At 66.0% G+C, this 11,894-nt stretch carries 14 protein-coding genes; 7 read left to right on the forward strand and 7 right to left on the reverse strand.

Annotated features, from left to right (window positions below):
* Window positions 1-113: 113 nt before the first annotated feature.
* The 4 genes from GJ629_RS10340 to GJ629_RS10355 all read right to left on the reverse strand — a co-directional run bounded on the left by GJ629_RS10340 (window position 114) and on the right by GJ629_RS10355 (window position 4,239).
* The gene (locus tag GJ629_RS10340) at window positions 114-434 is read right to left on the reverse strand and encodes a hypothetical protein (RefSeq protein ID WP_157512919.1); all 321 of its coding nucleotides are present in this window, start codon (window positions 432-434) and stop codon (window positions 114-116) included.
* A gap of 262 nt (window positions 435-696) precedes the next feature.
* Window positions 697-1,572, reverse strand: a complete 876-nt coding sequence (locus GJ629_RS10345) for a helix-turn-helix transcriptional regulator (protein WP_197428549.1) — start codon at window positions 1,570-1,572, stop codon at window positions 697-699.
* 338 nt (window positions 1,573-1,910) lie between these two features.
* Complete coding sequence (locus tag GJ629_RS10350; protein WP_157512920.1) at window positions 1,911-3,443, reverse strand: AMP-binding protein; 1,533 nt, start codon at window positions 3,441-3,443, stop codon at window positions 1,911-1,913.
* A complete protein-coding gene (locus GJ629_RS10355) occupies window positions 3,436-4,239 on the reverse strand; it encodes an alpha/beta fold hydrolase (RefSeq protein WP_157512921.1) in 804 nt (267 codons plus the stop codon). The genes GJ629_RS10350 and GJ629_RS10355 overlap by 8 nt, the downstream gene beginning before the upstream one ends.
* A 153-nt stretch (window positions 4,240-4,392) precedes the next feature.
* Here GJ629_RS10355 and ppc point away from each other — a divergent pair, with 153 nt between their 5' ends.
* Window positions 4,393-7,092 (forward strand): phosphoenolpyruvate carboxylase, encoded by a 2,700-nt coding sequence (gene ppc, locus GJ629_RS10360; RefSeq protein ID WP_157512923.1) that lies wholly within the window; start codon window positions 4,393-4,395, stop codon window positions 7,090-7,092.
* Window positions 7,093-7,107: 15 nt separating this feature from the next.
* Here the strand turns inward: ppc and GJ629_RS10365 are convergent, their stop codons facing one another.
* Window positions 7,108-7,302: a hypothetical protein gene (locus GJ629_RS10365; RefSeq protein ID WP_157512925.1), complete on the reverse strand. Its 195-nt coding sequence runs from the start codon at window positions 7,300-7,302 to the stop codon at window positions 7,108-7,110.
* 171 nt (window positions 7,303-7,473) lie between these two features.
* Here GJ629_RS10365 and GJ629_RS10370 point away from each other — a divergent pair, with 171 nt between their 5' ends.
* From GJ629_RS10370 to GJ629_RS10385, 4 genes are all read left to right on the forward strand, one after another.
* Entirely contained in the window at window positions 7,474-8,343 is an 870-nt protein-coding gene (locus GJ629_RS10370; RefSeq protein ID WP_157512927.1) for an ABC transporter permease, read from the forward strand.
* Complete coding sequence (locus GJ629_RS10375) at window positions 8,340-9,236, forward strand: ABC transporter ATP-binding protein (RefSeq protein ID WP_370515863.1); 897 nt, start codon at window positions 8,340-8,342, stop codon at window positions 9,234-9,236. The genes GJ629_RS10370 and GJ629_RS10375 overlap by 4 nt, the downstream gene beginning before the upstream one ends.
* 81 nt (window positions 9,237-9,317) lie before the next feature.
* Window positions 9,318-9,956, forward strand: coding sequence for a hypothetical protein (locus GJ629_RS10380; protein WP_157512929.1), 639 nt, complete (start codon window positions 9,318-9,320; stop codon window positions 9,954-9,956).
* Window positions 9,957-9,958: 2 nt separating this feature from the next.
* Window positions 9,959-10,246, forward strand: coding sequence for a transcriptional regulator (locus GJ629_RS10385; protein ID WP_157512931.1), 288 nt, complete (start codon window positions 9,959-9,961; stop codon window positions 10,244-10,246).
* On the opposite strand, the gene GJ629_RS10390 is transcribed toward GJ629_RS10385, so the two are convergent.
* Both GJ629_RS10390 and GJ629_RS10395 read right to left on the reverse strand, forming a co-directional pair.
* Window positions 10,243-10,566 (reverse strand): hypothetical protein, encoded by a 324-nt coding sequence (locus GJ629_RS10390; protein ID WP_157512933.1) that lies wholly within the window; start codon window positions 10,564-10,566, stop codon window positions 10,243-10,245. The genes GJ629_RS10385 and GJ629_RS10390 overlap by 4 nt on opposite strands.
* A gap of 38 nt (window positions 10,567-10,604) precedes the next feature.
* Window positions 10,605-10,835 carry an Lrp/AsnC ligand binding domain-containing protein gene (locus tag GJ629_RS10395; protein ID WP_157512934.1) on the reverse strand — a complete coding sequence of 77 codons (231 nt, stop codon included), beginning with the start codon at window positions 10,833-10,835 and terminating at the stop codon, window positions 10,605-10,607.
* An 81-nt stretch (window positions 10,836-10,916) separates the two neighbouring features.
* On the opposite strand from GJ629_RS10395, the gene GJ629_RS10400 reads away from it, so the two are divergent.
* Both GJ629_RS10400 and GJ629_RS10405 read left to right on the forward strand, forming a co-directional pair.
* Window positions 10,917-11,600: a TrkA family potassium uptake protein gene (locus tag GJ629_RS10400; protein WP_157512935.1), complete on the forward strand. Its 684-nt coding sequence runs from the start codon at window positions 10,917-10,919 to the stop codon at window positions 11,598-11,600.
* A gap of 1 nt (window position 11,601) precedes the next feature.
* Window positions 11,602-11,832 (forward strand): Lrp/AsnC family transcriptional regulator, encoded by a 231-nt coding sequence (locus tag GJ629_RS10405; RefSeq protein ID WP_157512936.1) that lies wholly within the window; start codon window positions 11,602-11,604, stop codon window positions 11,830-11,832.
* Window positions 11,833-11,894 lie beyond the last annotated feature (62 nt).

An 11,894-nucleotide genomic window follows, 5' to 3' on the forward strand; every position in this document is an offset into this window, starting at 1 on the left:
GGGAAAAAGGCTGCTCGCTCCCTGCGGTCGCGAGCAGTTCTCGTTCCTTTGCGGTCCGCTACAGCACCGCTACCGCGCCGCTTCCGCACCGCCGCTGTACCGCCACAGCACCGCTACCGAGCGGTACCGTCCCGCAACCGCTCCACGCTATCGGTCGTGATTCGGTAGACGCCGTAGGAGACACCGTCGCCCTCGACGCTGACCGGTGTCGGCGTGCCACCGCCCGGGGGCGTTGAGGCGCCGGACGGTACACCTCTGTTCTCGAAAGTCGTGTACGGGACTCGAACCCACACGACGACAGCACCGTCGGTATCGTTCAACACTGTCGCCTCCGGGTACGATATGCCGCCGCCGACACCGAAGTCGTCGTACGTCCGCTGGCAGAGTTCCCGGTAGACGTGGGCGCGTTCGCTGTCCAGGGCGACGTCTTTCACCGCGACGCCGGAGAGCGTCGCCGGTGGGTCGGGTAGTCGGGCGGTCCGCGTCGGCGGGACACTCGCCGGGCGGCGTGGGCGTCGAACCGGCCTGTGGCGTCGGTCGCTCTGTCGTCGTGTCCTCGGGCGCAGTGACCGACGGCTGTCCCGCGGTGCCGGCACACCCCGCGAGGACGACGAGCACGACGGCGGCGATGGGGAGAGCAACCTGTCGCATCGTTTCGCGGTCGTTCGGGCGAGTATAAGTGTTTTCTGTGGACCGTCACCGGCGGTCGGTGACGACGTTGGTCCGGACGACGCGGGCGTGTTCGTCGACGGTCACGCGGAGCGTCTCCCCGTCGCGTTCGATGGGGACGACGACCCGGAGCGGGTCCTCGCGTTCGATCCACGCGTCGTCGTCGTCGATACAGAACGCCAGTTCCCAGAACGGGCGGTCGTCGACCCTGATCCCGTGGTCGTAGAGGAAGCCGACGACGGCGGGGTCCGCGAGCAGGCGGAGACCGATTGCCGTGCCGATGGTGACCTCACAGTCCCGGCAACGACTCACCGCCGGCAGCGAGAGGTGCCAGTCCGGGTCGACTTCGACGCGGGTATCGATGCGGCCCGAGCAGTGCGGACAGACGCCCTCTTGTGCCAGCGTGAAATCGCGCCACAGCCGACGGGCGTAGGCGTCGAGAAAAGCCTCCATATCTCGTGTCGCTCGGCCGCGCGGCGGGAAGTAGCCCAGATGGACCAACACCGGACAGTCACTGCAGGCTATCTCGACGAGGCCGTCCTCGTAGTGGGCGCGCAGCCCCTCGCCACAGGCCGGACAGTCGGCGTCGAGTTCGCGGTCGACCGTCGAGGCCGACCCGGCGAAGCGCTCGTCGAAGACGATGTCGATGGCCTTCGTCCCCGCGGCACGGAGGCGGTACACCTCGCTCTCCTTCTCGACGAACTGGCCGAGCAACTGGTCGAGGTGGTAGTTGAAGTGGCCGCTGTCGTCGAACCCCGCGACGGTCTGTAGCTCGGAGAACGGGAGCGGTCCCTCGGTCCACAGCGCCACCAGGATGGCGATGCGACTGTCGTCGGCCAGCGATCCGAAGGCCGCCGCGACGCGTTCCGTGTCGAGGTCCGACGCCGCCGAGCGCTCGCTCACATCCCGAGGTTGTCCCGGGCGTACCTATGCGTTTCTCCCGACGCGAGCGGATAGTTTCGATAGTAACGATAGTACAGAATGTATAGAAGGTCACGAGAGTATCTGGATAGTATCTACCATTCCCCGGCGTGTCCATCCAGATGCGGCAGGGGGTGATACCCCCGCGGTGGTGACGGCTGCCATCCCCGGTGTCTCTGACATCACCGGCCGGCCGCGCCACGGCGTCACCGGCCTGCCGTGCAGTCAGCGTGTCCCCGCTGACAACTTCGGCCCGGTCACGACCGGTCACCCTTATGGGGGGTGGACGCCCGACTTCCGGGGCGTGACTGGGACCCCTCCTACTCGACCAGTTCCGCCGCGGCCTGTCGGTCTATCTTCTCGGGACCGCTACGGGGTAATGCTTCGACCACGGTCAGCGACCGCGGGTGTTTGTACCGCGCGAGGCGGTCCTCAAGGAACGACCGGAGGTCCTCGATACCCATCTCGCCGGTCGTGACGGCGACTGCCGCGCCGACCTGTCCCCACTGGTCGTCCTCGACGGGGACCACGACCACGTCCGACACCGCGGAGTGGTCGGCGATTGCGTCCTCGACTTCCGCGGGATAGACGTTCTCGCCGCCGCTGACGAACATATCCTTCTTGCGACCCTCGATGTAGTAGTAGCCCTCGGCGTCGACGCGGGCGAGGTCCCCCGTCGACACCCACCCGCCGCCGAACGTCTCGGCCGTCTCCTCGGGGGCGTCGAGATACCCGCTCGCCGCGTGCGGGCCCGCGAGTTCGAGTTCGCCGATGTCGCCCGGCGGCAGTTCCGCCCCGTCCTCGTCGACGATGCGCGCGTCGACGTGCGGGGCCGGGACGCCGACGCTGTCGGCCTTCTCGCGCGGCCAGTCGTCGGGCATCGCGAAGTTGTTCGGGCCGCACTCCGTGAGGCCGTACCCCTGCGAGAGGTCGACGCCGCGGTCCCAGTAGGCCGCCATCACCGACTGCCGGCAGGGACCGCCCCCGGACTTGACGACCCGGAGCGAGGAGAGGTCCGTCCGCGCCCAGTCGTCGTGGTCGGTCATCGCCCGCAGGACCGCGGGCACGGCCACGAGGACCGACGCGCCCTCGCTGTCGATGCTCTCCAGCACGTCCCCGGGGTCGAACTCCCGGGCGATTGCGACCGTCCCGCCGACGAGAAAGAGCGGGACGGTGATCACGTTCCACCCGCCCGTGTGGAACATCGGGAACGTCAGCGGCGTCACGTCGTCCCCGCGGAGCCCCCACGCAGTAATGGTGTTGTGGGCGTTCCAGACGATAGCGCCGTGGCTCAGGACGGTCTCTTTGGGCGTCCCCGTCGACCCGCCGGTGTGGAGCAACAGGTGCGGGTCGGCCGTCGACAGCGCTGGCGTCTCGACATCGCTGTCGTCGTCGGGGAGTGTCTCCGCCCACGACTGCCCGTCGCCGAGTTCGACTGTCGGACAGTCCGTCTCGATTCGGTCGAGAGCGGCCGCGGCGTCCGCCGAAAATCGGTCCTCGGCGACGACCAGCGAGGGATCGACGGTCGACAGCAGTTCGGCCACCTCCGGGACCGCGAGGCGGTGTGAGAGCGGTGCGAGGACGGCCCCGCGCTTGCCCGTGCCGAGATAGAGGTCGACGAGAGCGGGACGGTTCCGCGAGAGGACGGCGACGCGGTCGCCCGCTTCGAGGCCGTGTGCCCGGAGGAAGCGGACGGTTCGGTTCGCTCTGGCATCGAGGTCGGCGTAGGAGAACCGCCGGCCGGTCGGCGTGTCGATCAGCGCGGTCCGGTCGGGCGAGAGGGCGGCCCGGCGCGCGACGTGAGCGCCGACCCAGCGCCCGGGTCGTTCGGGGTCGGACGGGGAGTCAGACATCGCGGAGGAACAGGTCGAGGTGCTCGTTGACCTGCCGGAACTGCTCGATGAAAAAGAGGTGCGGGGCGTCCTTGAGCGTGAGATAGCGGGCGTCGGGGAGGCGGTCGGCAAGCAGTTCGCCGTTCTCGACCGGGACGACCTGATCGCCGGTGCCGTGCATCACCAGCGTCGGCAACTGCACCTCCGAGAGGCGGTCGCTCACATCGAACTCGGCGGCGGCACCGGCCTGCCACTGACGGGCCCGTTCTGGCGCGTCGCTGTCCAGCCGCCAGTCGACTATCTCCTCCAGTACGTCGCCGTACCGGTCGGGGAACGTCTCCGAGAGCGCCGGCGCCATCCGGTGTTTGATCAGTTCTCGCTCGTCCATCCCCTCCGGCGTCGCGTACATCCGCTCTGCCGTCTCCTCGGGCGTGTCGACGGCGTCCGGGCCGCCGGGCGTCGTACACAGGAGCGCCAGCGACGCCGCCCGGTCGTACTCCAAGGCGTACTGCATCGCTATCATCCCGCCCAGCGACGCGCCGACGACGTGGGCCGACTCGACCCCCGTGTCGGCCAGTACCGCCTCCAGATCACCGGCCATCTCCGAGACGGTGTAGGGGCCCTCCGGCACGTCCGACTCCCCGGTCCCGCGGTTGTCGAACAGCAACAGGTCGTAGGTCCCCTTCAGTTGTTCGCGCTGCCAGCGCCACATCCAGCGTCCGTAGGCCAGTCCCTCGACGAAGACGACAGTCTCGCCGTCCTCGGCCCCGTCGCGTTCGTAGGCCAGTTCGACGCCGTCGTTGTCTGCGGTCGGCATACCGGAGCGTGGAGTGGCGGGCACTAATGCGTTCGTGACCCGCGCCGTGACAACGGGGTTACACCCGACGGCGAACGGTCCATAACAAACGATAGACTGAGACTAACACCCGATTCCGCTAGTGTTTTATCCACGGCACTGTCAGGGAGTGGTATGACTTTGCACGCCAGAGAAATAAACCAGGACGTGCGCGAACTGGGAGAGTTGCTGGGGAACGTTATCAAACACCAGAGCTCGGACGAGGCGTTCGATCTGGTCGAATCCATCCGGAACGCGTCGATACGGTACCGACGCGGTGAGTCGCCGTCGCGCGAACCGATTCACGACACGCTCGACCGTCTCTCCCCGGACAAGCAGGACGTTGTCGCCCGCGCTTTTACTACCTACTTCGAACTCATCAATCTCGCCGAGGAGCGCCAGCGGGTCCGGGAGATTCGTGACGGATCGCAGTCGGGCGAACTCGACAACAGCGTCAAGGAGGCCTCCGAGTACCTCAAAAGTCAGGACGTCGCCCCCGACACCGCCGAGGACATCCTCGACGACGTGTTGATCCAGCCGACGTTCACGGCTCACCCGACCGAGGCCCGGCGGAAGACGGTCAAATCAAAGCTCCGAGAGGTCGCCTGGGACCTCGAGGAGTTGGACGAGGTGCGACTGACCGACCGCGAAATCGAGAAGACCAAACGGGACCTCAGCGCACAGGTCACCAGTCTCTGGCAGACGCCACAGGTCCGCGAGCGCCGCCCCGAGGTCACCGACGAGGCGCTCAACATCCAGTGGTACATCGAGAACGTGCTGTTCGACGTCATCGACGAGGTGTACGACGAGTTCGAGTGGGCGCTTGACAACACCTACGAGTCCCACGTCGAAGTCCCCAAACTGTACGAGTTCCGCTCGTGGGCCGGCAGTGACCGCGACGGCAACCCCTTCGTGACCCCCGAGGTCACCGAGGAGACGCTGGAACGCCAGCGGAGCGTCGCCCTCCAACTGTATCGCGACCGCCTGAAGGAGCTGTCGGGCATCCTCACCCAAGACGAGAGTCAGATCGACCTCAGCGGGGAACTCAAAGAGCGCATCGAGAGCCACAAAGAACGGCTCCCGAACGTCGCCGAGGCCGCCGAGGAGCGCTACCCCAACGAGCCCTACCGCCAGAAGCTCAAGCTGATGCGGGAGTCGATTATGCGCGTCTCGGACGTCCGCACGGGCGGCTACGGCGACGAGGACGAGTTTATGGCCGACCTGCGGGTCATCGACGAGAGCCTGCGGGACAACGGCGCCGAGGAGGTCGCCGAGGCCCACGTCCGACCGCTGCGCCGGAAGGTCGACACCTTCGGGTTCACGCTGGTCAGCATGGACCTCCGGGACCACCGCAAGAAACACACCGACGCCATCGCCGAGGCCCTCGACGAGCAGGAGGGCATCGACTACGGGAGTATGGACGAAGACGAGCGCGTCGAGTTCCTCACCGAGGCCATCCTCCAGGACGAACCGGTCATCGATATCGAGGACGCCGAGGGACTCACCGACGAGTCCGCACGCGTGCTGGAACTGTTCAGCGCCACCGCCGAGTGGCAACAGGAGTACGGCGTCGACGCCATCGACACCTACGCGATAAGCTGGTTCGAGGAGCCCAGCCACGGGCTGGAAGTCCTGTTCCTCGGCGACCAGGCCGGCATCGTCGACCTGCCGAACTACTGCGGATTCGACATCGTCCCGCTGCTCGAAAGCGAGTACGCCCTCTCGGGCGCCCGCCGGATTATGGGGACGCTCTTCGAGAACGAGGCCTACTCGCAGGCGCTGGAGGCCCGGAACAACACCCAAGAGATCCTGCTGGGGTACTCAGACTCCAACAAGGAGAACGGCTTCCTCGCGGCGAACTGGTCGCTGTACCGCAACCAGAAGCGACTCGCCGCCATCTGTGAGGACTTCGACGTCGACCTACGCCTGTTCCACGGTCGCGGGGGTTCCATCTCCCGCGGTGGCGTCCCGATGCACGAGGCGATGGTGGCACTGCCCAACGAGACCTGTACGGGCCAGATCAAGTTTACCGAGCAGGGCGAGGCGATCGCCGAGAAGTACGCAAACGAGAACATCGCCGAGCGCAACCTCGAACAGATGCTGAACGCGCAGGTCAAAGCGCGCCATCAGGCCATCCACGAACCCGTCGAGGAACTACCCGACGAGTGGATGGACACCTTCCAGACGGCCGCCGAGGCCGCCCGCGAGGAGTACCGCGGACTGTTGGAGACCGACGGCTTCGTCCCGTACTTCGAGCAGGCGACGCCCATCACCGTCATCGAGAACCTCAACCTCGGCTCCCGGCCGGCCTCCCGGAGCGAGGATCGGTCCGTCGAGGACCTGCGGGCCATCCCGTGGGTGTTCTCCTGGACGCAGGCCCGGTGTATCATCCCCGGGTGGTACTCGCTGGCGACCGGGTTCGACGCGTACCTCGACGAGGGCGGCGATATCGAGACCCTACAGGAGATGTACGAGGAGTGGCCGTACTTCAGTTCGATCCTCGACCACGCGGCGCTGGCGCTGGCCCGCACGGACATGGAGATAGCCGAGCAGTACGCCGCCCTCGCCGACGAGGACATCCGTGAGGACATCTTCCCCCGCATCCGGGAGGAGTACGAAGACGCCGTCGACATCATCCTCGAGATTACGGGCCGTGACAGCCTGCTCGTCCGGGACTGGCTCGAGGAAAATATGGCCCGCCGCAACCCATACGTCGACCCGCTGAACCTGCTTCAGATCCGTCTGCTCTCCCAGTCGCACCTCACCGACACCGAACAGCGGACCCTCCGCCTGACGGTCCACGGCATCGCGGCCGGGATGAAAAACACCGGATAGCTGCGAGTCTCGGCGCTACGACGGCGCTGGCTCGGCGATGCGATCCAGTTCTTCCGCGGTGAGTTCGACGAACCGTTCGTCGGCGCGTGCTGCCGCCTGTAGCTTCACGTCGTAGAGGTGCCACTCACCGTACCGTGCGACGACAGTGACAGTCTGTCCCGCCCCGAAGGGACCGACCGGTTCGGTAAGGATGTACGACTCGGACGCCACAATTACACGTTCTACAGACGCCCCTAAATAATTCAGCGTCACTGACTGTTCACGCCGAGGAAACATCCGGCCGGGAGAGATTTATAGTATATAAAAGTTTGCCCTACTTTGTGTTAGAGAGTAGAATACAGCGCAAATATTATTGCAGTAGAGACTAGTTTGTCGATAGAGATGGCAACCGAGACGCTCACCGGCGGATCGACCGAGGGAGTCAGTTCCGGGGGGACCCGGATATGGCTCGGACAGACGCGGTCGTTCGCCGAACGGTACGCCCGCGAGTTGTTCCGCAACAAGACCGTCCTGTTCTGGTCGCTGTTGTTCCCGGTCGGGTTCTACCTGCTGACGATCACGGTGTTCGTTCCGACCGACCAGATTCCGGCGGACATCAAACCGATGGTCTTCGGGGCGACGGCGATCAGTTACGGCACGTTCGGGGCGGTGATCGCCTGTCTGAACAGTTTCGGTGGCCAACTGGCGGCGGACTTCGAGGCCGACCGCTACAAGCAGTTCCGGGCGCTACCGATCCGGCCGACCGCGGACCTCGCCGGGCGGATGGCGGCCGGACTGGCACTCGCGGCCGCCGCCTTCGCCGTTGTGGTGGTCGTCAGCCTCGGGACCGGGGCCGAGTACGCGATTCGGGGCCCCGAGTCCCTCGCGGTACTGTTGCTCGCGTTGCTCGTGTTCGGCGTCGTCTGGATGGTGCTCGCTATCGCGCTCGTTTCCGTCGTCACCGACGAACGGTACGCGAGCATCATCACCGTCGCCATCGCGCTGCTGTCGTACATGCTGACGGGTTACAACGGCACCGACCCGGCGTCGTACACCGGCCCGGACGTGCTGCTCAACTACCTCCCGAACACCCTCTCGACGCGACTGCTGGTGTATCACTTCGTCGACGTGGGGGCCGACACCCTCTCGCCGCCGGCGCTCCCGGGGACTGGCTGGTCGCTCGCGGTGCTCGGCCTCTACGGCGTCGCCGCCCTCGCGGCCGGCGTCGTCCTCGTCAGAGCCGTCGTCTACAAGCGAGGTGTCCTCGCGTGAGTACCGAGGACGTGCCCGCGGTCCGGGCCAGCGGCGTCGAGAAGACGTTCGGCTCCGACGGCGTCCTCGACGGCGTGGACCTGACCGTCCGCGAGAACGAGATTCTGGTATTGCTGGGCCCCAACGGCGTCGGTAAGACGGTCCTGCTTGAGTGTCTGGCCGGGAGCGCCGTCCCGACGGCCGGCAGCGTCGAGGTGTTCGGCGAGGCAGTCCGAGACGACGGCGGCGAGAGCCTGAGCTTCCTGTTGCAGGACACGATGGCCGTCGAGACGCTCACCGGGGCCGAGAACGTCGCGTTCTACGAGCGGATGCACCCGGCGTTCACCGACCGTCACCGGACGTATCTGGAGGACCTCGGCCTGACGCCGGACCTCGACAAAGTGGTCGAGAACTACTCCGCCGGGATGGCCCGGAAACTCGAACTGGCGCTGACGATGAGCGTCGACGCGCCGCTGTACCTGCTGGACGAACCGACCGCCGGCGTCGACCTCTCGATGATCCAGCGCTTTCACGACATCATCCTCGACCGCTACGCCGACGGCGGGACGTTCGTCGTCACCAGCCACCGGCCGCTGGACGCCGAGATAGCGGACCGCATCGCGTTTATGCGGGACGGCGACGTGACGGCGGTCGGCCCGCCGAGCGATCTGATGGACGCCGTCCCGTCCGTGGTCCGAGTGACCGGGTCGGCAGCGATGGCCGCGGCCGAGGACCACGTTGTCGACGAGCGTCTGTTTCGAACCGGCGCGGAGGCTCGGGGCTTCCTCGCCGAGGGATCGAGCGTCAAAGAGGTGCGGGCGGCCGTCGACACCGACGAGGACGGCGCCCGCGTCGAGGCCGACGACCCGACCTACACCGACCTGTTCAACTACTATGTCCACCTGCGAGCGTGAGAGACGACCGGCCCACGGCGAGACCGCAAGGAACGTGACCGGGGCGGTACAACCACGAGAACGACGCGTCCATACACAGCAATGAGCGACGAACCTGACGTCGACCCGGTAGAACTCGAGGCGCAACTGAGTCAGATCAAGTCGGCGATGGGCATCGACGAGCGATACGAGGGTGCGACCACCCAGTGGTTGCTGTACGGCTTCCTCGTCCCCATCGCGGCGGCGGCCTCACAGTACGTCCACCTCCAAGAACTCCCCGGACTCTACCACCCGGTGATCTGGGTCGGTGTCCTGTTCGGTGGCGGGTTCGTCGGGTCTTGGCTGTGGGCAGGGACCGACGCGGAGAACGCCAGTACCACCACCGACGGGAAGCCGAGTCTCTGGTTCATCTTCGTGGCGGTCTACCTGTCAACGTTTCCGCTCCTGTTCGTCGTGTTCCGGTTCACCGATGGCCTCGGCTACGATGCCCAGAACGCGCTGATACTCGGGGTGGCGCTCGTGATGGTCGGTGTGGCGTATCTGATCGAGGCGAACGTCCTTCGGGCGTACTACATCCGCTCGCGTGACCGGTACGCCCTCTACGTCGGCGGCATCCTGCTGGTCGCCCTGGGCGTCGCGATAGCGACTGTCGACACCCTGTGGAGTTGGGGATACGCGGTCTTCGGCGCGCTGTACTTCGTCTACGCGATGGCGGCCTACGTCGTCCTCACCCGAACCTGACCATGGATTTCGACAAACTCGTCCACCAGCCGACGCGGTTGCAGATATTCGCCTACCTCTACCAGCACGGCGAGACGAGTTTCCCGACGCTGCGAGAGGAACTCGACGTGACCGAGGGCAACCTCTCCAGCCACCTCCAGACGATGGAAGAAGCCGAAGCCATAGACGTCCAGAAACAGTTCGTCGACCGCAAGCCCCGAACGACGTACGCACTCACCGAGATGGGCCGGTCGAAGTTCGAGGACCACATCGGCACCCTCGAAGCGTTGATCGAGGACCTCGACGGCTAGCCGACCTGCCGGTCCGGTAGGTCGACCTCCTCTGGGGCGGGCATCCAGAAGTAGTCGAAGGCGACACCCATCGACAGCGGGAGGAGTATCGTCGCCCCGACGACCAGTGCGGGCGACCCGAGGTTCGGACCGAGGCTGAGCGGCCCCGCGAGGACCAGTGTCAGCGCCAGCAAGACCACGGGACCGATGACGGTGATGAACACCGCCGGCCCCCAGTCAGTGTCCAGACGGACGCGGAAAAAGCGCGTCAAAAGCGCGGCGACGCCGCTGTTGACCACCAGTATCACCACGAGTCCGATCACGTCGGCCACGTCGACCATACCACCGCTTGGACCCGAACGGCCTTTGTCGTACCGTTTCACTCCAAGCAGATGTAGGTCCGTGTGTCGACGACCCCCTCCAGTCCGCGAATCCCCGTTGCGACCGACTGCATCACCTCGTACACCTCGTCGGCCACCGCCTCGACGATGATGTCGTACTGTCCCGCGACGATGTGTGCCTCCTCGACGCCGACCTGTTCCCGCGTCGCCGCCAGTAGGTCCGCCGACTGCCCGGCGTCCGTCTTGACCATAATAAACGCGCGTACCATCGTGGCGTATGTTACTCAACCACACAGCAAGAAGCTTTCCCCGGGACAGCTTTATCCATACTGGGTGTCATACGGTACCATATGAGATTCGTCATCGTCGGTGCCGGACGGGTCGGCCTCCGGACCGCCCGGGCGTTGCGCGAGAGCGGTCACGACCCCGTACTGATCGAGCGTGACAAAAAGCGGGCTGACCGCGCCCGCGCGGACGACTACGAGGTACTGGAGGGCGACGGCTCAACCGAGGAGATACTCGAACTCGCCGACCTGGAAGCGGCGGACGCCGTCGGTGCGCTGACGGGCGACCTGAACACGAACTTCGCCGCCTGTCTGATCGCCGACCACTACGGCTGCCGGACGGTGATGCGCATCGACGAGGACTACCGCGAGGACATCTACCGGCGGTACGCCGACGCCGTCGACCAAGTGATCTACCCCGAACGCCTCGGCGCTATCGCGGCCAAAAACGCCCTGCTCGGCGGTTCCATCACCGCCATCGCCGACGTGGCCCAAGAGCTACAACTCGTCCAGTTCACCGTCACCGCCAACTCGCCGGTGCGGGGATACAGCATCGACGAACTGGAACTACCCGCACAGGCGCGGCTGATGGCCTACGGGAAGTCCGCCGGCCCGGTCGACCTGCCGGAACCGGACACCTCGCTGGAGGACGGCGACCGACTTATCGTCCTCGCCGACTTCGACGTCCTCGGTGACGTCCGGTCCATCGTCGTCGGCGAGACCGGCCGCGCGGCCGCGGGGGGTGCCTGAGATGGTCGTCGCGTACGTGATGGTCAAAGCCCACACGAGCGAGGCCGACCGCCTCAAAGAGTCCATCGAGGCACTCGACGGCGTTCTCGACGCCCACATCGTCGCCGGCGACATCGACCTCATCGCCAAAGTCGAGGTCGACTCCCCGGCGGCGGTCAAAGACGTCGCCGCGACGCGCATTCAGGCCATCGACGGCGTCGAGGATACCCAAACGTACATCGCGATGGACTAAAACCCACTTTTTACAGTTCGGGGTTTTCCTCGCTTCGCTGCGGGAACCCCCGACTCCAAAAA

It is taken from the genome of Halapricum sp. CBA1109 (assembly GCF_009741825.1).
GTDB lineage: Archaea > Halobacteriota > Halobacteria > Halobacteriales > Haloarculaceae > Halapricum.

Excerpts from the sequence above, each read along its gene's own strand:
- GJ629_RS10350 (WP_157512920.1), bottom strand. The coding sequence starts at position 3,443 with ATGTCTGACTCCCCGTCCGACCCCGAACGACCCGGGCGCTGGGTCGGC.
- GJ629_RS10355 (WP_157512921.1), bottom strand. The coding sequence starts at position 4,239 with ATGCCGACCGCAGACAACGACGGCGTCGAACTGGCCTACGAACGCGAC.
- ppc (WP_157512923.1), top strand. The coding sequence starts at position 4,393 with ATGACTTTGCACGCCAGAGAAATAAACCAGGACGTGCGCGAACTGGGA.
- GJ629_RS10370 (WP_157512927.1), top strand. The coding sequence starts at position 7,474 with ATGGCAACCGAGACGCTCACCGGCGGATCGACCGAGGGAGTCAGTTCC.
- GJ629_RS10380 (WP_157512929.1), top strand. The coding sequence starts at position 9,318 with ATGAGCGACGAACCTGACGTCGACCCGGTAGAACTCGAGGCGCAACTG.
- GJ629_RS10385 (WP_157512931.1), top strand. The coding sequence starts at position 9,959 with ATGGATTTCGACAAACTCGTCCACCAGCCGACGCGGTTGCAGATATTC.
- GJ629_RS10390 (WP_157512933.1), bottom strand. The coding sequence starts at position 10,566 with ATGGTCGACGTGGCCGACGTGATCGGACTCGTGGTGATACTGGTGGTC.
- GJ629_RS10395 (WP_157512934.1), bottom strand. The coding sequence starts at position 10,835 with ATGGTACGCGCGTTTATTATGGTCAAGACGGACGCCGGGCAGTCGGCG.
- GJ629_RS10400 (WP_157512935.1), top strand. The coding sequence starts at position 10,917 with ATGAGATTCGTCATCGTCGGTGCCGGACGGGTCGGCCTCCGGACCGCC.
- GJ629_RS10405 (WP_157512936.1), top strand. The coding sequence starts at position 11,602 with ATGGTCGTCGCGTACGTGATGGTCAAAGCCCACACGAGCGAGGCCGAC.